Origin of the sequence: Kitasatospora sp. NPDC058046, assembly GCF_042885595.1 — a bacterium.
In the GTDB taxonomy this organism is placed as follows: Bacteria; Actinomycetota; Actinomycetes; order Streptomycetales; family Streptomycetaceae; genus Kitasatospora.
Map to the genome: position 1 here is coordinate 82,032 of NZ_JBHVRS010000016.1, position 24,808 is coordinate 106,839.

Genomic DNA, 24,808 nt, shown 5'->3' on the forward strand with positions numbered 1-24,808 from the left:
GCGTGCGCCTCTCGGTGATCCGCTGCTTCGGACCGACCCTAGAGGAGCCGGACCGGCGGTGGAAGGGTCGGTTACCGGTGCGTAACCCGGGCGGGGTGCGGCGGATGACGGGGCGGCCGGTGAGCGGAGCGCGGGCGGCCGCTTCGAGGGCTCTTGCGGAGAGTTCCTCAGGAGGGCGGTTGCTGCGGTCGGGTGGCCCGGGCACCGTCTAGTCTGGACCCCGACATGGATCAGCAGGACTACGCGGTCGGCGCCACCCGGGTGGCCGCCGGCAGGCCGGACGGACGCACGGGCGGGGCAGGGCGGGGAACCGCCGCCGCCGTCCTCGCCGTACGCGAAGCCGGTCCCGAGGCTGGTCCCGACGCCGGTGGTGCCTCCGGGTCCGACGCGGGCCGCTCCTCCGGTCCCGCTGACAGGACGCCGGGGGCGGCCATGGGGAGCGGTGCTGACGGCCCGCAGGCGTCGGCCGCTCCGGCCGTCGACACGACGCTCTCGCCCGACCCGGGGCTGCTGCGCCTGGCCCACTGGTTCGCCGCCGCCACCCCCGGCACCGCCGACGACCTCTGCACCGCCTCCTTCGGCCTCTACCCCGCCCGCCACCTCGGCACCGCCGCCGAGCCCGCCGCCGATCCCGGCGTCAGCTGGTGGCACGGCCCCACCGCGCACTTGGCCACGCCCGTACGCCCCCGCGAGGACCGCACCGAGGGCGGACTGCGCCGCGCCCGGCGCGACGACGCCGCCCTGCCCGTCGTCCGGTCGGGTGCCAAGACGGGCCGGCCGGGCCGGCACCGCAGGCCCGAACGCACGCGGGTGGCACCGCCCACCGTCGTGGCGCAGGATCGTTCCGGCGAGGAGCTCCCGGCGGCCGAACGCCGGATCGCCGCCCGGCTGTTGCTCGCCCACCCGCTGGTCACCGCCTCCGGCCCGCACGCCGACGGCTTCCCGCTGATCCGCCGTCACCGCGACTGGCTCGCCGAGCGCTTCGACACCCTGCTCGGCTACCGCCTCGTGGTCGGCCCCTGGCACGCCCGGCTCTGCAAGGCCGGCCTGGGCCCCGGCGCCGCGCGCCGCCTCGAACACCCCGTCACCGGCACTCCGTTCACCCCGGCCGGGTACGCCCAACTCGCCCTCGCGCTCGCCCTGTTGGTCGACGCCCCGGAGGAGCTCGGCTACCGGCGGCTGCTCGACGCGATGAACACCGCCGCCCCCGAACTCACCGCCGAACCGACCGACCTCGCCATGGCGCTGGCCGCGCTGGCCGGCTGGCAGGTGCTCGGCGAGCTGCCGGCCGAGGGCCCGGCCGACGACTCCTTCGTGCTGACCGTGGACCGCGAACTCGCCCGGGCCGTCCCGGCCGGCCCGCCCGCCCTCGCCGACGACGCCGCCGACCTGATCCGCCGCGCCGCCGAGGCCGAGCCCGCCACCGCCGTCCGCCGCCTGCTCGCCGAGACGCCCGCCGTCCTGGCCGCCGACCTCCCCGAGGACCACCGCGCCTGGCTGGACGAGCACCGGCTGAGCGGACCGGCGGCGCTCGCCGAGTTCCTCGGACTGGAGGCCGAACTGCGGGCCGAGGGCGTCGCGCTGCTCGACCCGGCCGCCGAACTCACCGACCTCGCCCTCCCCGGCGGGGGCACCCTCACCCAGGCCGCCCTGCTGCTGGTCGAGCGCCTGGTCGAGGAGGTCCGCCCGCTGCCCGACGAGCCGGTGGCCGGCGACGTCCCGATCCCGGACGCGCTGATAGACGGCGTCCTCGGCGACATCGCGGACGAGTTCGGCCTCCCCGCCCGCTACCTCGCCGACCGCACCGCCCTGCGGCGGGACGCCCTCGACGTGCTCCACCGCCTCGCCCTGATCACCCCCACCCCCCACCCCACCCGCCCCCCGGCCTGGCGCCTGCGCCCCCCGGCCGCGCGCTACGCCCCGGCCCCCGACCTCCACCCCACCCCCGGCACCGGCCGCCACTCCCGCCCCGGACAGCCGGCGTAGCGGACCGCCGCCGTGGCGGCGGCGCCCACCGTGCCGCCCCGGCTCCGCCGCCGGGGAGCGGAAAGCAAGAAGCACCGGGCCCGGAACGGGACCGCGGTGCTGGGTGGAGCAGGGGCTACTTGCTGGCGGAGGCGCTGGCGAGGGGGCCGTGTTCGACGGTCTCCACGGTGGCGCCGACGCCCAGGGTGCCGAGGGCGATGGAGGTGAGTACGGCGGTGACGGCGAGCAGCCGGCGGTGCCGTTGGGGCAGGGGGAAGCGCGGTTCCTGGTAGGGCGCCTGAGGGCTGGCGTTCATGACAGGGAGGTTTCCAGGGCGGCGTGAACGGTCGGTACGTGCGGGTGAAGTCCGGACGGGGGTTGGGCGTCGGTTGGCCGCGTACGCCCCACCCGTCACCGGGCGGGGCGTACGCGCAGGTCAGCGGCGTGTGCCCGACTCGCCGACGACCTCCCGGACGGCGTCCCGCAGGCCGTGCGGAGGGTGGAAGCGGGCGGGGGCGGCGGCCGGGTCCTCGCGGAGCTCCTTCACCAGCGAGACGCACAGCAGCAGCATCACGACCACGAACGGCAGCGCGACCAGGATCGTCGCGTTCTGGAGCGCGGTGAGCCCGCCGGCCAGCAGCAGGGCCGCCGCGACCCCGCCCATCAGCACGCCCCAGACCACCACCAGCCAGGTGCGCGGGTGCAGCGAGCCCCGGCTGGAGAGCGAGCCCAGCACCAGCGAGGCCGAGTCGGCGCTGGTGATGAAGAAGGTCATCACCAGCAGCACCGCGACCACGCTGGTCACCGAGCCGAGCGGCAGCGCGCGCAGCATCTCGAACAGCGAGGCCTCCGGGCCCTGCGGGATGGTCGCGACCAGGTCGGCCGCGCCGGTGGTGGACAGCCGGATCGCGGTGCCGCCCATCACGCAGAACCAGATGACCGTCGCCCCGCTGGGCACCAGCAGCACGCCGAGCAGGAACTGCCGGATGGTGCGGCCGCGCGAGATCCGCGCGATGAAGGTGCCGACGAAGGGCGCCCAGGAGAGCCACCAGGCCCAGTAGAAGATCGTCCAGGAGCCGAGCCAGCTCTCGTCGGTGAAGGCGCCGGTCTGGGTGGACATCCCGAGCAGGTCGGAGAGGTAGCCGCCGACCGAGGAGGGGATCGCGTCCAGGGCGAACACCGTCGGGCCGACCACGAAGACGAAGACCATGATCAGCGAGGCCAGCACGACGTTCGCCGTGGAGAGCCACTTCACGCCCTTGTGTACCCCGGAGAACGCGGAGACAACGAACGCGGCGGTCAGCGAGCCGATGATGATCAGCTGGGCGTTCTGGGTGTTGCGGACGGAGGTGATGTAGCCGAGCCCGTCGGCGACCTGGAGCGCGCCGAGGCCGAGGCTGGTCGCGGAGCCGAAGACGGTGGCGAACACGGCCAGCAGGTCGATCGTCCGCCCGGCCCAGCCGTCCGCGCCGCGCTGGCCGATCAGCGGGACGAAGGCGGCGGAGACCCGGTTGCCCCGGCCCTTGCGGAAGGTGGTGTAGGCGAGGGCCAGGCCGCCGACCGCGTAGATCGCCCACGGGTGCAGGGTCCAGTGGAAGAGCGAGAACTCCAGGGCCTGCTGGGCGGCGGCCGCGCTCTGCGGCTCCAGGCCGGAGCCCGGCTGCGGGGTGGCGAAGAGCTGGAGCGGCTCGCCGACGCCGTAGAACATCAGGCCGATGCCCATCCCGGCGCTGAACATCATGGCGATCCAGGCGAGGGTGGAGAACTCGGGCTCGTCGTCGTCGCGGCCGAGCCGGATCCGGCCGAAGCGGCTGAACGCGAGCAGCACGCTGAGCGCCAGGAAGACGTCGGCGGCCACCACGAACAGCCAGCCGAAGTTGTGCAGCACCCAGCCGAGCGCGGTGTCGGAGGTGCGGCCGAGCGAGTCCTCGGCGAAGACGCCCCAGGCGACCACCGCCAGGACCAGGACGGCGCCGATGCCGAACACCGCCCGGTCGGCCGGAAGGGTCGCGGCGGGTTCGTCGGGCTCCTCCACGGGCTGGTCGGACTGGGGCGGCTGGCTGCTCATCGGATGGACCCCTCGACATACTCGGCGTGCGTCGGCACGCTCGGATTCAAGCTGTATGTCGCACTATGTCCAGTCCGCTCCGTGAGCGGAGGGACGGCGCGCCGGGGAAGCGCGGGGTCGGGACCTACGTCCCGTCAGGCCGCCTGCTCCTCGCCGTAGTCGTGCCCGTCGTCGTGCCGGTGCCCGGGCCCGTGCTGCCGTCCGTGGTCGGGCCCGGAGTCGCGCGCGGTGGCGAGGTAGTGGGAGAGCGCCCGGCGGCTGCGGCTGAGGTCCTCGATCCGGGAGTCCAGGTCGGCGAGTTCGCCGCGCAGGATGGCGAGCAGCTCCGGGCAGGCCTCCAGGACGGGGACCGGACCGGTGGCGCAGGGCAGCAGCTCGGCGATCACCCGGGTACTCAGACCGGCCGCGAGCAGGCTGCGGACCTGCCACACCCGGACGGTGTCCTCCTCGCCGTACTCGCGGTAGCCGGCCGCCGTGCGGTCCGGCCGGAGCAGGCCCTGTTCCTCGTAGTAGCGGAGCAGGCGGGTGGACACCCCGGTCAGGCGGGCGAGTTCTCCGATGCGCATGACCGGGCGAACGCCGCCGCCTGCCGGGGTGTTCCCCCGGGAGGCTCGGCTCCTGAGGAACTCCGGCGGCACGTCGCGCAGTTCGGGCGGCGTCCCGGCCACCGGCAGGCGCCCGCAGGGGAGTTCGGCCAGGCGTGTGCCGGGGATCAGCCCGGCCGGCGACCAGGGCGGGGACGGCTGTCGCGGCCGGTTCGGCGCGGACGTCGGTCCGGGCGGCGGGCCGGAACCGCTGCCGGAAGCCGTCCGGTGCCGGGGACTTGGGATGTTCCCGCAGCGGGGCGAGCTCGTCCGGCCGGTCGGCCAGGTCGATGAACAGCTCGGAGAGCGTCCGCCACCGGGCCGGGCCCCGGCCACGCCGGCGAGCAGTGGCAGCGAGCGGACCCGCCCGGGGCGGCGGGTGGCGATCCGGACGGCGACGGCGGCGCCGAGCGGGTATCCGGCCAGATCGAAGGTGTCCGGGCGCCGGCCCCGGCCCCGTGGGCGAGCGGCGGTTCCGGGCCGGGACCCCGGAGGATCCGGGCGGGCGGGGTGGCTGACATGGGGTGCTCCGCTGCGGGGCGGGGTTTCGCCGACACAATGGGAACGGTAGGAGTCCACACCGGTGAGTAGGTCAGACCGGGGAGCGGAAGCCCGTCCAGGACGGCCCGCGGGCCCCGGCGGCGGCCGCGGTCGCGCGCGGCGCCGAAACCGACCACGCTGAAACGGAAGGAACGCCGTTCATGGACGACGAGGTCCGCACCCCGAACGAAGCAGTCCCGACACCGGCCGATCCGACGCCCGCCGACCGGAGGCAGACCGACCGGAGGCAGACCGATCGGAGCCGGGCCGACCGGAGGCGGGCCGAGCCGACGCGGGCCGCCCGGGACGGCGCGCGTGCCGACGGCGTGGACCGCCGGACGCTGCTGCGGGCGGCCTCCGCCGCCGGGGCGCTCGCCGCGCCGGTCCCGGCCGCGCCCCTGGTCACCGCGGGCCGGGCGGCCGCCGAGGGGGTGTCCGGGGCCTCGTCCGGGCCCGTGCCCGGGATCGTCAAACCGCTGCCCGCCGAGTGGTTCGTGCCGCACGGCACCAACGCCGAGACGCGCTGGGACACCTTCCGCGGCGCCGACGGCGGCGCCGCCATCGGCCGCCACGTGCCGGTGGAGCGGTTCTTCGTCCGCAACCACACCAGCACCCCGCTGATCGACCCGGACACCTGGAGCCTCAGGCTCTTCGGCAGCGGCCTGCGCGGCGCCCCGACGGCCGGGCGCCCGGTCGAGTTCGGCCTGGACGACCTGCGGGAGCTGCCGTCCACCCGGATCAGCGCGCTGATCGAGTGCGCCGGCAACGGCCGCAGCTACTACTCCGGCCAGCAGGGCCAGCCCGTCCCGGGCACGCCGTGGACGCTCGGCGGCGTCGGCTCGGCGAGCTGGCGGGGCGTCCGGCTGGCCGAGGTGCTGCGGGCCGCCGGGCTGACCGGGGCGGCGGTGGACGTGCTGCCCACCGGCCTGGACCCGGACTTCGTCGCGGGCGGCACCAACTACGGCCCGGTGCGCCGCCCGCTGCCGATCGCCAAGGCGCTGGACGACGTGCTGCTCGCGTACGAGATGAACGGCGAGCCGCTGACCCCGGACCACGGCGCCCCGGCCCGGCTGGTGGTGCCCGGCTGGGTGGGCATCGCCTCGATCAAGTGGGTGGGCAGCGTGGAGGTCGCCGACCACCCGCTGTACTCGCCGTGGAACACCGACTTCTACCGGATGTTCGGCCCGGACTACCCGCCCGGCGGGGGCGACCCGCTCACCGTCCAGGTGGTCAAGAGCGCCTTCGAGCTGGCCGCGGGAGCGCGGCTGGCGGCGGACCGCGAGCACCGGCTGCACGGGCGCTCGTGGTCCGGCGTGGCGGCGGTGCGCCGGGTCGAGGTCAGCACGGACGGCGGCCGGACCTGGCGGCGCGCCGAGCTGCGCGACGAGCCGCGGGCCGACGGCTGGACGCGCTGGAGCTTCGACTGGCGCCCCGGGCGGCCCGGCCCGTACGAGCTGCGCGCCCGCGCGACGGACCGCCGGGGGAACACCCAGCCCGAGCGGGCGCTGTTCAACCGGGAGGGCTACCTGTTCGGTGCCGTGGTGGCCCACCCGGTGACGGTGGTCTGAGCCGAGCGCCGGTCCGCGCCGCGCCAGGAGCCCCGGCGGCGGGGCCCGTGGCGTGGCGCGGCTCAGCCGGTGGACTGGACCTCGTACGGGGCCGGGTAGCGCGTCTCGTACGGGGTCAGCACCAGCCGCACCACGTCCTCCAGGCGCCGCCGGGCGTCCCCGAGGGTGGTGCGGCCGGTCACCCAGGCGGTCAGCTCGCCCTGCCAGGCGTGGGCCACGATGTGCCGCACCAGGTCGCTCGCGGCGGCCGGCACCTCGGCCGTCACTGCTTGCAGGGCGGTGCTGTCGGCCCGGGCCATGCCCTGCAGGGCCTCGCTGGCGAAGGGGTCGGTGGAGGCGGCCACGGCCACCCGTAGCCGGGCGAGTTCGGGCTGCCGCTGGTAGGCCCGCATCCCGCCCCGGACGAACCGGACGGCCCGGTCGGTGGCCCCGAGCCCGGCCCTCGGTCCGCGCAGCTCGGCCACCAGGTCGGCCAGCAGCAGGCGGTGCCATTCGGCGATCGCCGCAGCCAGGAGGTGGTCCTTGGAGGAGAAGTAGCGGTACGCCGTCCCCAGGGCGACTCCGGACCGCTCGCAGACTTGTTTCATCTGCATACGCTCGACGCCGATCTCGTTCACCAGGGCGAGCGCGGCCGCGATCAGGCTTTCGCGGCGTTCGAGCTGACGCGGAGACATCGCCTCCACCGGCCGTGGTGACAGGTCAACCTTGGTCACCCGCACCATGATACGGGCCGGGGCCGCTCAGGAGTATGACGCCGTCCGGCCCCCTTCCGTTCGTCCGGCGGTCACCGGGGTGCCGGGGGTGTGACGAGGGGGCCCTCGGGCGTCACGACGGGTCGCGGACCAGCGCCTCCTGGACGGCGGAGGCGACCAGCCGGCCGTCCAGGTCGTAGAACTCGCCGAGCGCCAGGCCCCGGCCGTCCGAGGAGGACGGGCTGCGCTGGGCGAACAGCAGCCACTCGTCGGCCCGGAAGGGGCGGTGGAACCACATCGCGTGGTCCAGCGAGGCCATCAGCAGCCGGGGCGGCTCGGTGCGCTGGAAGAAGTTCGACTGCACGTCCAGCCCGACGGTGGAGGCCAGGGTGAGGTCGGACAGGTAGGTGAGCGCGCCGGCGTGCAGCAGCGGGTCGCCGTCCGGCAGCGGGGAGGCGGTGCGCATCCAGACGAACTGCTGGAGCAGCCCGGGGGCGGACGGCGGCAGCCCCGGGGTGTCCGCCGGGACGAACCGCAGGTCGAGGTCGCGGAAGCCGCCGGACGCGGCGAAGCCCCGGCGGACCTCCTCGGGCAGGAGGGCGACGGCGTTCGGCAGCGACTCCGGGTGCGGTAGCGGCGGGATCCGGCGCTGGCGGTCGGCGGCCGGCTCGGGGTGCTTGAAGGAGACCGAGAGGGTGAAGATCTCGTTCCCCCGCTGGAGCGCCGTCACCCGGCGGGTGGTGTACGAGAGGCCCTCGCGGACCCGCTCGACCAGGTAGTCGATCGGGTGGCCCGGGGTGCCCGGCAGCAGGAAGTAGCCGTGCAGCGAGTGCACCGGGCGCTCGTCCTCGCAGGTGCGCCCGGCGGCGACGAGCGCCTGCGCGGCGACATGGCCGCCGAAGGCGCGCATCGGGGCGCCGGCGTGGCAGCAGCCCCGGAACGTGTTCTCGTCCAGCCGCTCGATCTCCAGCAGCTCGGCGAACGGGGCGGTCGGCACGGCGCGCCGTTCGGCCCGGACGTGCGGTTCGGTGAGGTCGGTCACGAGGCCATAGTGGCAGAAGCCAACCGGGTGGTGGTGTGACCTGGGTAACGCCGTCCGCGGGCTCGCCTAATGACATAGAACACGTTCCAGTCCGATCCCCGGTTCCGGCCCCGCGCCCGGCCGGGGCGGGGCCCTCCCAGTGCCCTCCCAGCGCCCTCGCGAGGCCGCCCCGAGGCCGTCCCGAGGCCGTCCCGACGGATTGTCAGTGCCCTCACCTAGCGTGCTCGGCATGACGCAATCCGCACACGCGTACGCCTATCTGCGCCCGTCGGCCGTCCTGGACGGCGCCGACGGCCGGCACCTCGACCTGGCCACCTCCGGCGGCGCCACCCCGCTCGGCGCCGCCGCCAACCCGCGCTTCTTCGCGGGTTTCCTGGCCGATCCGGCGCCGGCCGCCGCCGCGCTGCTCGCGGTCGCGGACGTCGCCGCCGCGCGCTACTACCAGCCGCGGCTGCGCGCCTCGCTCGACCCGGTGGTCACCGCGAACGGGGACCGGCTGCGCTTCGAGTCCTTCTCGGGCTGCTGCGGCGTCTACGCCCGGCTCGACGTGCTCGGGGCCGGGCTCGACGGGGACGAGATCGGCCACGGCACCACCAACGTGGACGTCAACAACCCGCTGCGCGAGGCGCTGACCAGGATCGGCCCGGCCGACCCGCTGCACCTCGCGGTCGGGCCGGACGCGCTGGAGGTCACCACCTTCGACGGCCCGCTGGTCGAGAAGAAGGTGCCGCTGCCGGAGCGCTGGCTGCGCGGCTTCGCCGAGACCCAGGTGGTCGCCGCCGGTTTCGAACCGCGCGCCGAGCTGCCCGCCGCCGAGGCGGTGCGGTTCCTGCGCTCGCTGCCGCGCGGCGGGCGGGCCGGCGTCGGCTGGGTCGTCCCGGCCGGGAAGACGCTGCGGCCGACCACCCGGCCGGTGCCCGGCGCGGTCTGCCTGCCCGGGCCCGACCGGCTGGTGGCGCTCCAGCGGGTGCTGCGGCACGCGCTCGCCCTGCGGGTCTACGGGCCGGTCGCGGCCGGGGAGCCGACCGCCTCCGCCTGGGAGGCGGTGCTGCCCGGCATGCGGCTGACCCTGACGCTGTCGCCCAACGCCGCCCGGGGCTTCTCCGGCGAGGGCGGGGTGCTCGACGCGCTCGCCACCGGCACGGCCGAACGGGACGCTGAACTGATCGCGGTGCTGCTCGCCTGGGAGCCCCGGATCGAGGTCGGGGACCTCGCTGCCCAGTCCGGGCTGAGCCCCGAGCGGGTCCGCGCCGCGCTCACCCGGCTGGGCACCGCCGGGCAGATCGGCTACGACACCGCCGAGGCCGCGTACTTCCACCGGCAGCTCCCGTACGACGCCGGGCGGGCCGAGGCGGCCAACCCCCGGCTGCGGGCCGCCCGGGCACTGGTCGAGGCGGGCGCCGTGCGGCTGGAGGAGGGCGGGGCGACGGCCGTCGTCACGGTGGACGAGCACATCCAGCGGGTGCGGACGGACGAGTCGGGGCGGCTGAGCTGCACCTGCCTGTGGTGGGGCAAGTACCGGGGCGGACGTGGGCCGTGCAAGCACGCGCTCGCGGTCGGGATGGTACGGGAGACGGCCGCCGGGGCGGCGGGGACGAAGGGGGCCGGAGCGTGAGCACGGTGGAGGGGGCCGACCGGCAGGGGCCGGTCGGCGAACTGCTGACGACCGTCCGGTCCGGGCGGCTGGCACGGATACCGGAGCTGCTGGCCGGGCTGGACACGGCCCAGCGGCGGGCCGCCCTGACCGCGCTCAAGGCGCTGCGCAAGGAGCTGCGCCAGGAGTGGTCCCGGGAGGCGACCGAGACCAGGGGCCGCCTGCTGGTGGCCGGGGCCGGCTGCCACGCCGGCCCGGCCGCCGCCGCCACCTGGCTGGCCGGCAGCGACTTCGGCGTCCGCGACTGGGCCCGGAACTCCGTGCTGCACCAGGTCGTCGAGGCGCAGCCGGTGGAGTGGCAGGTCGAGGTGGTCACCCGGCTCGCCGTCCGGCCGGTGCGCAACCAGGGCTGGTCGATGTACCCGGTGATGGAGGCCGTGGTCCGGCGCACCGGCTGCGAGGTGCCGCGCGGCGAGACCTTCGTCCGGGGCTGGACGGACCGCGTGAGCGACTTCGGCAGCCGCGGCGCGCGTCCCACGCTGGCCGAGAAGCTGCGCCAGGACGCCTTCACCCCGGTGCTGCTGCCCGAGCTGCTCGAACTCGCGGACATCGGCTGGCAGCTGACGCACCGGCACAGCCCGCGCTCCGGCGACGTCTGGACCGAGGCGATCGGCGAACTGGCCGCGGCCGGCCTGGTCGACCGGGCCGAGCTGCTCGACCGCTGCCTGGCCCGGCTGCTGCGCGGTGGCAAGTCGGCCGACCAGCGGGCCCTCCTGGAGGTGCTGCGGGCGCTCGGCCCGACACCGGCCGAGTACGCGGCCCGGGTGCGCGACCTGGTGGCGCTGCTGGACGGCCAGTCGGTGCTCGCCGGGCACGCCCAGGAGGTGCTCGCCGGGTTGGACGAGGCCGGCCTGATCGAGCCCGAGGTGCTCGCCGAGGCCTCGGCGGTGGTGCTGTTCCGGACCGAGAAGAAGCTGGTCCGCGCCCAGCTGGCCTGGCTGGACAAGGCCGCCCGGCACGCGCCCGGGCGCTCCGGCCCGGTGGTGCTGGCCGCGGCCGAGGCCTTCGGGCACCCCGACGCGGCCCTCCAGGAACGGGCGCTGAACGTGGTGGCCCGGCACCTGAAGGCGGCGGGGGAGGCGGTGGTGGCGGAGCTGCGGACCGCCGCCGAGGGGCTGAACCCGGCCCACCACCAGCGCGCGGGCGACCTGCTCGGCGCGCCGGTCGGCGGCGACGGGGACGACCCGGACACCGGGTGGAACGCCCTCCTCCCGCTGGCCCCCGAACCGCGCCCGCTCGGCGCCCCGATCGGCTCGGCGGTGGAACTCGCGGAGGAGCTGTCCGCCCTGCTCGCCTCGCAGGAGCCCGCCGTGGCGGACTTCGAGCGGGTGCTGGACGGGCTGGTCCGGCTCACCCGCCTGGACCGGAAGGCGCTGGCCGAGGCGGTGGAGCCGGTCCGCCGGGTGCACCCGTGGCGCGGCACCAACAGCGTGGGCGACTGCACGCCCCGGGAGATCCTCTACGTGGTGGCCGCGGTGGCCGGGGAGACGCCGCCGTGGAAGGTCTGGGACTACCTCGGCCGCAAGGGCCGCTCCGTGCTGCGCGGAGCGCACACCACCGTGCCCGGGGCCGTCCTCGCCGCCCGCCTGGAGGAGGCCGCCTGGCAGGTCCACCACGCCGGGCTGCCGTACCTGCTCGCCACCCCGACCGACGCCACCGGCGCACTGGACGCGGCCGAACTGGTCGAGCGGCTCGCCGGGTACGAGGCGGCGGGCGTCAAACCGGGGAAGGCCGACCTGTCCCAGGCCCTGCTGCGGGTCGACGTGCGGGCGAAGGAGGCGGTGCTGAAGGCCGCCGAGGCGCTCACCTCCCCGGCCGGGCGGTGGCTGGCGCACTGGCTGCGCACCGGAGGCCTGCCCGGGCAGCCCTCCGAGCGGGTGGTGTTCGCGCCCGGCAAGGGGGTGCGGCACACCAACGTGCACGGGGACCGCTGGTGGGAGGAGGTCGAGCGGATCGCCGTCGCCCAGCCGGGCATCGGCGCCGGACCGAAGGGGCCGGGCGGCGAGCGGCTCCCGGCCGAGCCGCGGGCCCTGCTGGACGGCACCGAGCCCAGCGTCGCCCGGGCCCGCACGGTGTACGGCTGGACGTGGCGGCCCGTCGCGCACTGGTTCGCGATGCTCCCCTGGCACCGGGAGGAGCTGGCCGCGCGCTGGCTCGACCCCTTCGCCGGGGGCGCCGACCAGGACGAGCGCGGCGCCGCCCGCTACCTCCCGCTGCTCGCCGAGGCCGGCGGCCCGGCCGGGCTCGCGCTGCACCTCGCGCTGGCTTACGGCCTGGGCTCCCGGCACGCCGAGGACCGGACGGCGGCGGTGGACGCCCTGCTGGTGCTCGCCGCGCGCGGCGAGCTGGACGGCGCGCTGCTCGGCCGCGAGCTCGGCGCCCTGGTGGCCTGCGGCACGGTGATGGCCGGCCGGCTGGGGGCGGCGCTCACCACGGCGGCGGAGACCGGCGCCCGGGCGACGGTCTGGTCGGTGCTCGGGGCGGCCCTGCCGGTCCTGCTGGGCGAGGCCGACCAGTCGGCGCGCGGGCTGGGCGACCTGATCGCGCTGGCCACCGACTGCGCCCGGCGCACCGGGGCCCGCGGGCCGGTCGCCGAGGTGACGGCGGCGGCCGAACGCGGAGGCTCGGGCCGGGTGGTCAAGGAGGCCCGGGCGCTGCGGGACGTCCTCGCGGGCTGAGGGGGCGGCGCGGGCCGGGTGGCGGCTTGCGGCTGACAGCTCTCAGTCGACGGTTTTCGGCGAACAGCTTTCAGAAGACAACTTTCAGCGAACAGATTTTGAAATCTGTTCGCTGAAGGTCGTCGCCTGTTCGCGCGCCCCGGCCGCCCCCGGGCCGGCCACCGCCTCCTCCGGCCGCTCGCCGACCAGCGGCGGGACGCCGTGCGGGCCGGCGGCGACGGCGCGCCACCACAGCCGCAGGGCGGGCGGGGCGGCCGGTTCGAAGGGCTTGCCGGGGCGGGGCACCGCGAGCCGGGCGCCGAGCGTCTGGGCGGCGGTGACCACCCGCTCGGCGGGCTCCTCCCAGGGGTGCGGCGCGAGGTTGAAGGTGCACCAGTGGATCGGCAGCAGCAGCTCGCCGCCCAGGTCCAGGTGCGCCCGTACACCCTCCTCGGGGGTCATGTGCACTTCGGGCCAGAAGTCGCTGTACGCGCCGACCTGCATCATCGTCGCGTCGAACGGGCCGAGCCGGCGGCCGATCTCGGCGAAGCCGGGGAAGTAGCCGGTGTCCCCGCTGTGGAAGATCCGCCGTCCGCCGCCGGCCACCACCCAGGACGCCCACAGGAACAGCGTGCTGGTGCGCGGCCCGCGGCTGCAGTAGTGGCGGGCCGGCGTGGCGGTCAGGGTCAGCCCGGCGACCTCGGCCGACTCCCACCAGTCCAGTTCGACGATCCGCTCGGCCGGTACGCCCCAGTGCTCCAGGTGCGCCCCGACCCCGAGCGGGACGGCGAACGCCGCGCCCGTCCCGATCAGCGCCCGGACGGTGCCCATGTCGAGGTGGTCGTAGTGGTCGTGGGAGATCACGACCACGTCCACCGGCCCGAGTTCGGACAGCGGCAGCGGCACCGGGTGCAGCCGCTTGGGGCCGGTCCAGGAGAAGGGGGAGCAGCGCTCTCCCCAGACCGGGTCGAGCAGCACCCGCCGTCCGTCGATCTCGGCCAGGACCGTGGCGTGTCCCAGCCAGGTCAGCCGCAGCCCGGACCGGGGCGTCGCGGCCAGGTCGACGGGGAGCAGCCGGTGCACCGGGACGGCGGCGGTCGGCGTCCGGCGGGTCTTGTCCCCGGTCAGCTGGGCCCGGGGGATCTCCAGCGGGCTGCGCTCGTACACCAGGCGGCGGGTCGGCACCGGGTTGCGGAAGGCGCCGTCGGCGAAGTGCGGGGAGCGGCGGATGCGGGCCAGCCGTTCGCCCCGGGGTTCGGCGCCGAAGGCGTCGGTCCGGATCCGGTGCCAGGCGGACCGGGGCAGTCCGGCCAGCCCGGGGGCGGCGCGCTCGGCCGCGGGGCCGGCGGACGGCGGGGCGAGCTGCGACGTCAGACCGGCGAGGCGGGAGAACCACGGGGCGGGGCGGGGCACGGCTCCTCCAGGGACGGTCACGGCTACCGGGCGTGCCGGGGCGCGCAGCACAGCGGCGGGTGGGGCTGCTGCGATACGACAACCATCTCGTCGGAGATTACTCGCCGTGGGCCGTCCGGACCTGGTGGAGAGCCCCGCGCGGTCCAATCGGCGTACCCGGGGGAGGGTGGCCCGGGCCGGTGCCCGGGTTCGGCACGGCGCGGGTCCGCGCCGAGTGGAGCGCGGGCCCGAGCGCCCGTCGGTCCGCCCTCCGTCAGGCGTAGAAGCGGGTGATCGTCTCCGCGACGCAGTGCGGCTTGGCGCTCCGCTCACTGGTCACGGTGAACCGCACCACCGCCTGGACCCCGCCCGGCACCTCGGTGGCCGAGAGCAGCTCGGCGGTGGCCCGGACCGCCGTGCCCACCGGCACCGGCGCCGGGAAGCGCACCTTGTCGGAGCCGTAGTTCAGCGCCATCCGCACGCCTTCGACGGCGTAGCACTCCTTCGCGAGCACCGGGATCATCGACTGGGTCAGGTAGCCGTGCGCGATGGTCGAGCCGAACTGGCTCTCCTTGGCCCGCTCCGGGTCCACGTGGATCCACTGGTGGTCACCGGTCGCCTCGGCGAACAGGTCGATCTGCCGCTGCTCGATGGTGTGCCACTGGCTGGTGCCCAGCTCGGTGCCGACGGCGGCGGTCAGCTCGGCGAGGGAGGCGAAGGTCGTCACGGTGCGCTCCTGGTGGGGGACGGACCCGGGGAGGGATCAGGACGCCGGAAGCGTATGCCTACCCATCGGTATCTGTCAGGAGCCGAGCGGGAAACCGGTGTTCACGGGGCCGGTCCTCACGGGCCCCGCGCTCGTCGGCCCCGCGCCCGTCGGCCGTCGCGTCTGGAGTCCCGGGGCGCCCGGTCCGGTCGGGAACAGCCGGCGGCCGCTCACCAGCTCCGGCACCAGCGCCACGAACAGCGGCTCCGGATCGCCCACCCACGGCCGCAGGCCGGAGCGCAGCACCCGCCTGACCTGCTCGGGGTCGCTCACCACGTCGGCCCGCCCGTGCACCAGTACGCTCCACCCGGTGCGGGTGACCGGGTCCAGCAGATCAGCCTGGAAGGCCACCACCGTGCCGTCCAGCCCGCGCGCGGTGGCACTTCCCCGGCGTACGGCGAGCACCAGCCGCCCGTCCAGGACCTCGAAGGAGACCGGCAGGACGGCCGGCAGCGCGTGCTCGGTGTACACCACGCGCCCGACGGGCACGGTGCTGAGCAGCCGCAGGCACTCGGCCTCGCTCAGGGTCTCCACACGGTCCTCACGCTCCATGCGTCCGATCGTCCTCGGTCGGTGCCCGCATCGATAGGGCCCATGGTCCCTGAGCGGACGGGCCGGGAGCCCCGTCGGCGGCCGTCCGGGGCGGTAGCCTGCCCGGCGGGTGGAGAAATGGTGCAGGAGGGGGACGGCCGGATGGCGGGCGGGGTCGATCTGGTGGTGATCGGGGCGGACGGCGGGCCCGACCGGGCCTTCGGGGGTGCGGCGCTCGCGCCGGACGGTGCCCGGCTGCTCGCCGAGGTGCTGCCCGGGATGTGCTTCGACACCGGCGCGGCCGGCTGCCGGGTCACCACGGTGCCGCCGGACGCGGACGCCAACGCGATGCTCACCGCCGTCCGGGACGCCGCCCTGCACCCCGGCCGCTGGCTGCTGGTCTGCCTGGTCGGCCAGCTGGTGGCCGATCCGCGCGGCCGCCGGCTCGCCCTGGTCACCGCCGGCAGCACCGCCGACAACGCCTACCGCCGGGGCCTGGCCTGGGACTGGGTGGTCAGCGCGATGGTGCACGGGGACCAGGAGGAGGCGCTGCTGCTGGTCGACGCGGCGGTCGACCGGGACGCCTGGGCGGCGCTGGAGCGCGGCGAGGACGGCGCGGGCGAACTGCTGAGCTACTCGCGGGTCCCGCTGTGGGGCCGGATCGGCCGTTACAGCCCGGGCAGCCGCTACGCCCCGGGCAGACGCGGCCGGGACGCCGTCCTGCCGGGCGGGGAGGGTTCGTTCAGCCGGGCCCTGACCACCGTCCTGCGCGAGGGCGTCCCGGGTGCCCCCGCGGCCGTCTCCCCGCTCGATCTCCAGCCGGCCGTGGCCGCGCTGACGGACGGCGGGGAACCGGCCGGTAGTTCGGGTGCGCCTGGCGCGCGCCTGCTCGTTCCGCCGCACGCCGGGCGGCTCCTGATGCGCAATCGGGCCGCGGTTCGGGGCGCATTGGCCGGATTGTCGCTTTCCGAAGAACTGTTGGCCGTTCTGTGGCGGGAAAGTGCCCCGACGGAACCGCCTTCCGCGTAAGGTCAGGGGGCCTGAGGTGTTGCCGTGATGGGGTGGGTTGGCGAAGAATCGATCCCCAGCGGAAACACCGGTGGGACGGCGGAATTCTCCTGGCGGCCGTGGATCACGGATCAGGTCGGTCGCAATGAGGTGGGGCCATGCGGCAGCGCGGAAATGTGTTGCGCCCTGGGGCGGTTGGGGTCGGTGGGGCGGTTCTGGTGTTGCTGCTCGGTGCTTGTGCGGGCGGTGGTGCGGGCGGTTCCGTCGATCGCATCGGGTCGGCCGCGCCCACCGTCGCGGGAGTGAACCCGCTAACTCCTTCGAGTGGTTCGGCAAACGATTCGATCGCGCCGACCAGCGGTCCGGAAGGGGCCATGGCACGGCTGGCCCTGAAGGCGTATCAGGACTGGTGGCAGGCCCAGGCCGAGGTGTTCGGGCGGTCGGATTCGGACGGTTACGGACTGGAGCAGTACTCCTCCGGTCGGGCGCTCTCCGACAGCCTGGTCAGCCTCCGGCAACTGCGCGACGCCAAAGTGGTGATGACCGGAACGCCGCGCAATTCCGCGGTGGTCAAGACCGTCGACCTGAAAGCCGATCCGCAGACCGCCGTGATCGAGGACTGCGTCGACCTGTCCGGCTGGCACCGCGTCGATGCCGTCACCGGGGCCGCCAAGGATCCCGGAGCACGCCTGAACCGGTACGTCGGAACCGCTTCCCTGCGCTGGTTCCAAGCACATTGGTTGATCTACGACTTCAAGCGGGAGGTGGATCGGACATGCTGAACGCGCGGAAACCGGCCCGGCGAATCTCGGTCGTCGCGTCGATGTCGGCCGGGTTGCTGCTGTCCTCGGCGGTGGGTGCGACCGCGGACGAACCGCCGAGCGGCGGGGCCGAGCAGTGCTACCCGAACGTGATCTGCGTGGACGTCAATTCCGGGGGGACGACCACGACGCCCGGCGGATCGAAGCCCGGCGGTGGCGGCGGTTCGGGCACCGGTCCGCAGCTGTGCAGCTACCACGACGTCCCCTGGGCCTGCCACGACCCCCAGCTGGGCTGGTTCAGCAGCGACAAGGGCTGCTACTTCCGCCCGCTGGACAACCCGCCGGCCGCCGGCGACCCGGCCTGGGGCGGCCACGACCCGAAGGACGGCTCGCTCTACACGAAGGTCTGCCCGCAGACCGACGGGGGCCTGGGCGGCGCCGAGGTCGTCTTCGAGCCCACCTCGCCGGACGGGCAGAACGTCAACGCGGAGGCCACGGCCATCCAGACCGCCTACGACCGGGTCCGCTTCCGGCCCCCGGTGGGCCGGGCCGCGCCCCAGAAAACGGCGGTGGTCAACGCCCCGGTCTGGCTCTGGGCGGACGACGCCGCGCTGCCCGCACCGGGCAACGCGTCGGTCGCGGGCATCTCGGTCACCGTCACGCCCCGGCTGGTGAAGGCGGACTGGAGCTTCGGCGACCACCTCCAGACCTCCTGCACCACGCCCGGCACGCCGTACGTCCCCGCGTACGGCGACGCGAAGTCCCCGGACTGCGGCTACGAGTTCAGGACCAGCTCGGCCCGTGAGAAGAACGGCGTCTTCAGCGCCACGGTGACGATGCACTGGGAGGCCGCCGTGGTGGTCACCGGCGGGCCGAACCCGCGGAAGTTCACCATCCCGGGCATCAACCAGAGCAGCAAGCCCTTCGAGCTCAAGGTCGCCGAGATGCAGGTGCTCAACTGAGCGCGCCGGCGCGGCGATCCGCGCACTGACCAGCCAGAAGAGCCAGACCGGCCGGACGAGCCGGACGAGCCAGAGACGAACGAGGGAAGGGCGGAACCCGGTGGAGAACCGTACGTTCGCGACGCCGGGATCCGGCACCTCCGCGGGCGCGGCGGCGTCCGTGGCACTCCCGGAGCAGCCGGAGCAGGGCGGCCCGGGCAAGGGCCGGGGTCTGCCGCACGCGCCCGGGCGGACCATGCGGGCGCGGCGGCGGCGCCCGGCGGTGCTGGCGATGGCGGTCGCGCTGATCGCGGCCGGCGGGCTGGGCGGGGCCGTCCTCTACAACAGCACCGGCCAGCGGGTCGCGGTGCTGGCGCTGGCCCGGGACGTGCCGTGGGGGCAGGTGATCACCGAGGACGACCTGGTGGTCGCCCGGATCGCGGGGGACCCGGCGCTGCACCCGCTGGCGGCCCAGGACCGGACGAAGGCGATCGGCATGCGGGCCGCCACCGACCTCAAGCGCGGCGCGATGCTCACCGGGGCCGACCTCGCGCAGGGACTGTCGGTGCAGCCCGGGCAGATCGTGGTCGGGGTGTCGGCCAAGCGCAGCCAGCTGCCCGCCAGCCGGCTCCAGCCCGGCGTGCAGCTGGTCGTCGTCTTCACCCCCGACAACGGCCGGGCCGACTCGCTGCCCGCCACGGTGATCACCGTCGGCCGGGTGGACACCGACGGCAGCCAGGTGATCGACGTGGCGGTCGGCACCGCGGACGGGCCCCGGCTGGCGCAGTGGGTGGCGAGCGGGCGGATCCAGGTGCTGCTCGCGCCGCGCGGCGGGGCGGCGGGCGGCGCCGCGCCGAACCCGGCGCCGAGCGGTGCGCCCTCGGCCGCCCCCGCCCCCGCCGCTCCTACCCCCGGGGCGACCACGCCGGGTGCCGCCACGTCCGGGGGACCGGCCGCGACGGGCGGCGCCTGATGGCCGTGATCGCGGTGGTCGGCGGCCCGGGCGCACCGGGAGCAACCACCACCGCCCTGGCACTGCTGCTGTCCTGGCCGCTGCCGCCCGGCCGGCGGATCCTGCTGGTCGAGGCCGACCCGGACGGCGGCGCGGTGCTCGCCGGCGCCCTGGAGGGCCGGGTCGAGGCGGTGTACGGGTTGCGCAACCTGGCCGTCGCCGACCGGCGCGGGCTGCTCGCGCAGACCATCTGGGAGCAGCTGATCGACCTCTCGCCCGAGGGCAACGCCGAACGGCTGCTGCTGCCCGGGCTGACCGACCCCACCCAGGCGCCCGGCCTCGCCTACACCTGGGAGCCGCTCGCCGAACTGCTGCACGGCGTGGAACAGCAGGGCTACGACGTCATCGTGGACCTCGGCCGCTCCGGCGCCACCGGCCACAGCGCGGTGCTGGCCCGCCGCGCCGACGCGGTGGTGGCGACCGTGCGCACCACGCTGCGCGGGCTGAGCGCGGTCCGGCCCCGGCTCGCCGCCCTGACCGAGGACCTGGCCGCCGCCGGCACCGGCGCGGACGCGCTCGGGCTGCTGCTGGTCGCCGAGGGGCCGTACGCCCGGGCGGAGGTGACCCGGGAGCTCGGGCTGCCGGTGCTCGGGGTGCTGCCGCACGCCCCCCGGACGGCGAAGGTGCTCTCCGACGGCGGGGACACCACCGACCGGCGGTTCATCCGCTCGGAGCTGATGCGCACGGCGCGCTCGGCGGCGGACGAGGTGCAGCTGCTGGTCCGCCGCCGGCGCCAACGGCTCGCGCCGGGCGCGGCGCCCGCCCAGCTGACGGCGGGCGGCCCGGTCGCGGGCCCGGTCGCGGCGGCGGTGCCGACGCCGCCGGTCCCGGCCGCTCCGATGCCGGCGGCCCAGGCCCCGGCCCCGCCGATACCGGCCCCGCCCGTGCCGATGGCGCCGCAGCCGTCGATGCCCGCGCCCGCGCCGGGCCCGTACGGGCAGTCGGCGTACGGTCCGGGCGGCCGGCCGGGGTACGGGCAGGGCGGTCACGGCCAGACCCCGTACGCGCCGGGCCCGCAGGCCCAGGGCCCGTACCCGCAGACCCCGCATGGGCAGGGACCGTACCCGCCGGGCCCGTACGGTGCGGCGGCCCACGGCCGCTCCGGGCCCGGCCGCTCCGGCTACGGGACGGCCGAGGGCGAGCAGCCCTCGTACGCCCCGCCGCAGCCCGTCCCGCCGGTGATCACCACCGGACCGGTGGCGCCGCTGGCCGGGCTGGCGCCGCAGCCGGCCGCGCCGGCGCCGTTCCCGGCGCACGTCCAGTCCGCCCCGTACGGCGATCCGGACGACCAGTACCCGCTCCAGCAGCCGTTTGTGACAGACAGTCAGGACAACGTGAACGGGCCGTACCCGCACGACCCCGGGGAGGTGCTCCGTGCGCGGTAGCCCCCTGCACCAGCGTCCCACCGCCGATCCGGCCGCGCTGCCCTGGGCGGGGCCGGTGCCCGGGCCCGCGCCGGTGACCGGTCCGGTCGCCCCGGCGCACGGGTACCAGCCCGGCCCGGTCGCGCCGCAGCCCGGTACGGCGCAGCCCGTCGCGCCGCAGCCCGTCCCGCCCGGTGCGGCCGCCGGGCCCACCGCCGTGCCCTCCCAGCTGCCCTCGCTGGACCTGCGCGGCTCCGCCACCCGGCCCGTCGTGGACCCGCAGGTCGCCCGCGAGCTCAAGCGCCAGGTCGCGGCCGAACTGCACCAGCAGATCACCCGGTTGACGCTCTCCTCCGGCTCCGAGCCGGACCGCGCCACCCGCCGCCAGCGCGGCCGGGCGCTGATCGAGGAGGCCGTCGCCCGGTGGTCCGACGCGTACGCCCAGACCCACGGCATCCCGCCCACCCGGGATCAGGACCGCGCCCTTGCCGAGGCCGTCTTCGACCTGCTGTTCCGGGCCGGCCGGCTCCAGCCCTACCTGGACGACCCGGAGATCGAGAACATCCTGATCAACGGCTGTGACGACGTCTGGGTCTCCAAGGTGCACCAACCCCTGCGCCAGGTACCGCCGGTGGCCGACAGTGACGCCGAACTCGTCGAACTGCTCCAGGACCTGGCCCGCCAGCACGGCGGCGGCGAGCGCAGCCTGTCCACCGCCAGCCCGACCCTCGCGCTGCGGCTGGAGGGCGGCATGCGCCTCCAGGCGCTCACCGAGGTGACGCCCCGCCCGTACGTGGCGATCCGGCGCCACCGGGTGGCCTCCGCGACGCTCCCCGAGATGGTCGAACTCGGCACCCTGGACGCCACCTTGGCCGCCTTCCTGGCCGCCGCGATCCGGGCCCGGAAGAACGTGATGATCACCGGCACCCAGGGCGTCGGCAAGACCAGCCTGCTGCGCGCGATGGCCGCCGAGATCCCGCCGGACGAGCGGATCGGCACCCTGGAGTCGGAGTTCGAACTCTGGCTGCACACCCTCGGCCACCTGCGCCAGGTCGTCCCGATGGAGGCCCGCGAGGGCAACGGCGAGCGCGTCGAGGGGCGCCTGGCCGGGGAGTTGACCCTCGGCGACCTCATCCCGGCCGCGCTGCGGATGACGCTCTCCCGGATCATCGTCGGGGAGGTCCGCTCCGGCGAGGTCGTCCCGATGCTGCGGGTGATGACCAACGGCGAGGGCGGCTCGATGTGCACCCTGCACGCCCGCGGCCCGCACATGGTCGTCGACCGCATCGCCGAACTCTGCCTGGAGTACGGCTCGCACATGACCGACTCACTCGCCTACCGGCTCACCGCCAACGCCCTGGACCTCATCGTGCACGTCACCATGGTCGACGAGACCGCCGTCGGCGGCCGCCGGCACCGCTTCGTCTCCCACGTCCTGGAGGTCACCGGCCTCGGGGAGAGCGGCCGGCCCGCGCTGAACACCGTCTTCGGCCCCCGGCCGGACCTCGGCGAGCCGCGGGCCGTCCCGCACACCCCGCCGCAGTGCCTGGACGACCTGCGCCGGGCCGGCTTCGACGCCTCGCTGCTCGGCTCCCGGTACGGGAGTTGGGCCACCCCGCTACAGCTGCGGATCGGCGGTGGCACCCGGTGATGCTGCTCTTCGCCCTGTGCGGGCTGGCGGTCGCGGGCGGCATGGTCGCCCTGGCGCTCTGGGCCCGCGGCAGCGAGCCCGTCGAGGAGGACGAGGCCGAGCGGGCGGTCAACCCGCTGGCCGGCCGGCTCCACGTGTTCTGGTACGGCGCCCCCGGGACGGCCGGGCACCGGATGGTGCGGCTGCGCCGCGTCCAGCTGCCGCTGGCGCTCGCCGGCGCGCCGCTGGCCTGGCTGTTCACCGGCATCCCGCTGACCGCGCTGCTGGTGCCGCTGGCCGTCTTCGGCCTGCCCTGGCTGTTCGACACCACCCGCCCGGACACCCACCGGATCGAGCGGCTGGAGGCGCTCTCCGAGTGGACCCAGCGGATCGCCGACGTGCTGCTGCTCGGGGTCGGCCTCAACCAGGCCATCGTCACCAGCCGGCGCACCGCCCCGGCCGCCTTGGAGGACGAGATCGGCGAGCTGGCCGCCCGGCTGCAGGCCCGCTGGCGGCCCGAGGAGGCGCTGCGCGCCTTCGCCGACAGCCTCGCCGACGCCACCGCCGACAAGGTGCTCGCCGCGCTCGTGCTGCGGGCCGGGGACAGCGGCCCAGGCCTGGCCCGCACGCTCTCCGACATGGCCGACTCGGTGCGCGAGGAGGTCCGCCAGCGCCGCGCCATCGAGGCCGACCGGGCCAAGCACCGGACCACCATCCGCTGGCTGGTCGGCATCATCGTGCTGGTCGTCACCGTCGGCTCCTTCAACACCGAGTACACCCGGCCGTACGGGACCTTCCTCGGCCAGGTGGTGCTCGCCGTGGTCGCCGCCCTGTTCGTGGCGATCATCGCCTGGATGCGGGCGCTGGCCTCCCACCCGCCGGTGCCCCGGCTGCTGACGCCCGACCGGCGCAGCAGGAGCGGACGGCGGACCAGCGCCGCGCCGACCGGGCCGGAGCCGGCCGAGCAGCTCGGGGAGGTCCGATGATCTCCCCCTGGTCCGTGCTGGCCGGCGCCGCCGCGGCCGGCGGCCTCGCCCTCCTGGTCGCCGAACTGCGGCCGGCGCCACCGGACCTGCGCCAGGCGCTGGACCGGCTGCACGCCACCCCCGCCGACCGCGAGCAGGACCCGGACGAGCGGCCCCGCTGGTACGACCGGATCGGCGAGCGGTCCGTCCACCTGCGCGGGGTCTCCGTCCCGCGCCGCGAGCTCGCCCTGATCGGCCGCACCCCGGCCCGGTTCATGGTGCACAAGCTGCTGTTCTCCGCGCTCGGCCTGCTGCTGCCCGCCTACCTGGGCGCGATGGCCGTGCTGATGGGCGTCGGCCTGCCGTTCGCCCTGCCGCTGGTCGCCGGGCCGCTGCTGGCCGGACTGCTCTGGTTCGTCCCGGACGCCGTCGTGCGCGGCGAGGCCAAGGAGGCGCGCACCGAGTACCTGCACGGCATCGCCGCCTACCTGGAGCTCGTCGCGATGGAGCGGGCCGCCGACTGCGGCCCCGCCGAGGCGCTGCGCCGGGCCGCCGCGGTCGGGCGGGGCGCGGTGTTCCGGCGGATCCGCGACGCGCTGGAGCGCGCGGCCACCGACCGGCTCCCGCCGTGGGCCGGACTCGACGCGCTGGCCGAGGAGTTGGGGCTCAGCCCGCTCCAGGACGTGGCCGACATCATGCGGCTGTCCGGCAACGACGGCGCCGCCGTGTACGACACCCTGCGGGCCCGGGCCAAGGGCCTGCGCGGGGAACTGCTCGCCGAGGACCTCGCCCGCGCGAACGCCGACAGCGAGCGGATGGTCGCGCCCGGGGCCGCCCTGACCCTGCTGATGACCGTCCTGATCGTCTTCCCCGCGCTGCACCAGATGCTCAACTGACAGCCGTCCCAGAGCAGTCGACACCACACCACACCGCCACGTCCCTCCGGAGAGACCCGATGACCGTACGACTCGTCCAACTGGCAGACCGGGTGCTGCGCCCCGTCCTGCTACCGGTCCAGTTCGCACTCCTGCTGTTCACCCTGCGGCTCGGCCGGCTGCGGGCCGCCCGCGCGCGCGGCGACCGCGGTGCGATCAGCATCGAACTCGCCCTCGCCATCATCGCGTTGGTCTTCGTCGCGGGTGCCGTGGCGACCGCGCTCTACCTGCTGAAGGACAAGGTCGTCAAGAAGGTCGAGCAGGACCCGAACATGCCGGGTGCGGGCGGAGCGGGCGGCGCGGGCGGCGCCACCCCGTGATGCGTGCCGCTCTCCGCCGCAGGGGCGACCGGGGGTCGATGAGCGTGAGCCTCGCCATCGTCTTCCCGGTCGTCCTGCTGCTCGTCCTGCTCGTCGTCCAGGCCGCGCTGTGGTGGTACGACCGGCAGGTCGCGCTCACGGCCGCCCGCGAGGGCGTGGACGCCGGACGGGTGCAGGGCAGCGCGACGGACGGCGAGAAGAACGAGGCGGCCCAGCGGCAGGCCCGCGACTTCCTCGACCGGCAGGGCGTGCACGGGTACACGGTGCGGACCGACGGCAGCACGGCGCAGACCATCCGGGTCACCGTGCGGCTGACCCCGCCGCTGCTGATACCCGGGCTCAAGGCGCCCGACATCACCCAGTTCGCCGAGGCGCCCCGCGAGCGCTTCGTACCACCGGCGGTGACACCGTGA

At 75.8% G+C, this 24,808-nt stretch carries 22 protein-coding genes; 14 read left to right on the forward strand and 8 right to left on the reverse strand.

Annotation, left to right across the window (positions count from 1 at the left end; translation table 11 throughout):
- Positions 1-225 precede the first annotated feature (225 nt).
- Entirely contained in the window at positions 226-1,986 is a 1,761-nt protein-coding gene (locus ACFVU7_RS28530) for a DUF2398 family protein (protein ID WP_387969358.1), read from the forward strand.
- A gap of 115 nt (positions 1,987-2,101) precedes the next feature.
- Here the strand turns inward: ACFVU7_RS28530 and ACFVU7_RS28535 are convergent, their stop codons facing one another.
- The 3 genes from ACFVU7_RS28535 to ACFVU7_RS28545 all read right to left on the reverse strand — a co-directional run bounded on the left by ACFVU7_RS28535 (position 2,102) and on the right by ACFVU7_RS28545 (position 4,599).
- Positions 2,102-2,281, reverse strand: a complete 180-nt coding sequence (locus ACFVU7_RS28535; protein ID WP_049659792.1) for a hypothetical protein — start codon at positions 2,279-2,281, stop codon at positions 2,102-2,104.
- A gap of 120 nt (positions 2,282-2,401) precedes the next feature.
- The gene (locus ACFVU7_RS28540; protein WP_049659793.1) at positions 2,402-4,033 is read right to left on the reverse strand and encodes a BCCT family transporter; all 1,632 of its coding nucleotides are present in this window, start codon (positions 4,031-4,033) and stop codon (positions 2,402-2,404) included.
- Between the two features lie 134 nt (positions 4,034-4,167).
- Positions 4,168-4,599, reverse strand: a complete 432-nt coding sequence (locus tag ACFVU7_RS28545) for a MerR family transcriptional regulator (protein ID WP_063780401.1) — start codon at positions 4,597-4,599, stop codon at positions 4,168-4,170.
- Between the two features lie 719 nt (positions 4,600-5,318).
- On the opposite strand from ACFVU7_RS28545, the gene ACFVU7_RS28550 reads away from it, so the two are divergent.
- Entirely contained in the window at positions 5,319-6,725 is a 1,407-nt protein-coding gene (locus ACFVU7_RS28550; RefSeq protein WP_388047893.1) for a sulfite oxidase, read from the forward strand.
- A gap of 62 nt (positions 6,726-6,787) precedes the next feature.
- Here the strand turns inward: ACFVU7_RS28550 and ACFVU7_RS28555 are convergent, their stop codons facing one another.
- On the reverse strand, positions 6,788-7,438 hold the full coding sequence (locus tag ACFVU7_RS28555) for a TetR/AcrR family transcriptional regulator (protein ID WP_063780393.1): 651 nt from the start codon (positions 7,436-7,438) through the stop codon (positions 6,788-6,790).
- A 112-nt stretch (positions 7,439-7,550) separates the two neighbouring features.
- Positions 7,551-8,459 (reverse strand): acyl-CoA thioesterase, encoded by a 909-nt coding sequence (locus ACFVU7_RS28560; protein ID WP_388047895.1) that lies wholly within the window; start codon positions 8,457-8,459, stop codon positions 7,551-7,553.
- Positions 8,460-8,688: 229 nt separating this feature from the next.
- Between ACFVU7_RS28560 and ACFVU7_RS28565 the strand changes: the two genes are divergently transcribed.
- Positions 8,689-10,074, forward strand: coding sequence for an SWIM zinc finger family protein (locus ACFVU7_RS28565; RefSeq protein WP_388047897.1), 1,386 nt, complete (start codon positions 8,689-8,691; stop codon positions 10,072-10,074).
- Positions 10,071-12,791, forward strand: coding sequence for a DUF6493 family protein (locus ACFVU7_RS28570; RefSeq protein WP_388047899.1), 2,721 nt, complete (start codon positions 10,071-10,073; stop codon positions 12,789-12,791). The genes ACFVU7_RS28565 and ACFVU7_RS28570 overlap by 4 nt, the downstream gene beginning before the upstream one ends.
- An 84-nt stretch (positions 12,792-12,875) precedes the next feature.
- Here ACFVU7_RS28570 and ACFVU7_RS28575 read toward each other — a convergent pair whose 3' ends face one another.
- The 3 genes from ACFVU7_RS28575 to ACFVU7_RS28585 all read right to left on the reverse strand — a co-directional run bounded on the left by ACFVU7_RS28575 (position 12,876) and on the right by ACFVU7_RS28585 (position 15,480).
- Positions 12,876-14,084 carry an MBL fold metallo-hydrolase gene (locus ACFVU7_RS28575; protein ID WP_388047987.1) on the reverse strand — a complete coding sequence of 403 codons (1,209 nt, stop codon included), beginning with the start codon at positions 14,082-14,084 and terminating at the stop codon, positions 12,876-12,878.
- A 352-nt stretch (positions 14,085-14,436) separates the two neighbouring features.
- Positions 14,437-14,889: a MaoC family dehydratase gene (locus tag ACFVU7_RS28580; RefSeq protein WP_074004323.1), complete on the reverse strand. Its 453-nt coding sequence runs from the start codon at positions 14,887-14,889 to the stop codon at positions 14,437-14,439.
- Positions 14,890-14,964: 75 nt separating this feature from the next.
- A complete protein-coding gene (locus ACFVU7_RS28585) occupies positions 14,965-15,480 on the reverse strand; it encodes a pyridoxamine 5'-phosphate oxidase family protein (RefSeq protein ID WP_388047901.1) in 516 nt (171 codons plus the stop codon).
- Positions 15,481-15,597: 117 nt separating this feature from the next.
- Here ACFVU7_RS28585 and ACFVU7_RS28590 point away from each other — a divergent pair, with 117 nt between their 5' ends.
- The 10 genes from ACFVU7_RS28590 (at position 15,598) to ACFVU7_RS28635 (ending at position 24,808) form a co-directional block, all read left to right on the forward strand.
- On the forward strand, positions 15,598-16,488 hold the full coding sequence (locus ACFVU7_RS28590; RefSeq protein WP_049658838.1) for a hypothetical protein: 891 nt from the start codon (positions 15,598-15,600) through the stop codon (positions 16,486-16,488).
- A gap of 137 nt (positions 16,489-16,625) precedes the next feature.
- Complete coding sequence (locus ACFVU7_RS28595) at positions 16,626-17,249, forward strand: hypothetical protein (RefSeq protein WP_147409328.1); 624 nt, start codon at positions 16,626-16,628, stop codon at positions 17,247-17,249.
- Positions 17,243-18,190, forward strand: a complete 948-nt coding sequence (locus tag ACFVU7_RS28600) for a hypothetical protein (RefSeq protein WP_049658834.1) — start codon at positions 17,243-17,245, stop codon at positions 18,188-18,190. The genes ACFVU7_RS28595 and ACFVU7_RS28600 overlap by 7 nt, the downstream gene beginning before the upstream one ends.
- Positions 18,191-18,290: 100 nt before the next feature.
- Positions 18,291-19,142 (forward strand): SAF domain-containing protein, encoded by an 852-nt coding sequence (locus ACFVU7_RS28605; protein ID WP_388047903.1) that lies wholly within the window; start codon positions 18,291-18,293, stop codon positions 19,140-19,142.
- Positions 19,142-20,566, forward strand: a complete 1,425-nt coding sequence (locus tag ACFVU7_RS28610; RefSeq protein WP_388047905.1) for a hypothetical protein — start codon at positions 19,142-19,144, stop codon at positions 20,564-20,566. Before ACFVU7_RS28605 ends, ACFVU7_RS28610 begins: the two co-directional genes overlap by 1 nt.
- Entirely contained in the window at positions 20,556-22,196 is a 1,641-nt protein-coding gene (locus ACFVU7_RS28615) for an ATPase, T2SS/T4P/T4SS family (RefSeq protein ID WP_388047906.1), read from the forward strand. Before ACFVU7_RS28610 ends, ACFVU7_RS28615 begins: the two co-directional genes overlap by 11 nt.
- On the forward strand, positions 22,196-23,161 hold the full coding sequence (locus ACFVU7_RS28620) for a type II secretion system F family protein (RefSeq protein ID WP_375873470.1): 966 nt from the start codon (positions 22,196-22,198) through the stop codon (positions 23,159-23,161). The genes ACFVU7_RS28615 and ACFVU7_RS28620 overlap by 1 nt, the downstream gene beginning before the upstream one ends.
- Positions 23,158-24,036 carry a type II secretion system F family protein gene (locus ACFVU7_RS28625; RefSeq protein ID WP_049658133.1) on the forward strand — a complete coding sequence of 293 codons (879 nt, stop codon included), beginning with the start codon at positions 23,158-23,160 and terminating at the stop codon, positions 24,034-24,036. Before ACFVU7_RS28620 ends, ACFVU7_RS28625 begins: the two co-directional genes overlap by 4 nt.
- A gap of 59 nt (positions 24,037-24,095) precedes the next feature.
- A complete protein-coding gene (locus ACFVU7_RS28630; RefSeq protein WP_049658132.1) occupies positions 24,096-24,395 on the forward strand; it encodes a hypothetical protein in 300 nt (99 codons plus the stop codon).
- Between the two features lie 38 nt (positions 24,396-24,433).
- The gene (locus ACFVU7_RS28635) at positions 24,434-24,808 is read left to right on the forward strand and encodes a TadE/TadG family type IV pilus assembly protein (RefSeq protein WP_234348625.1); all 375 of its coding nucleotides are present in this window, start codon (positions 24,434-24,436) and stop codon (positions 24,806-24,808) included.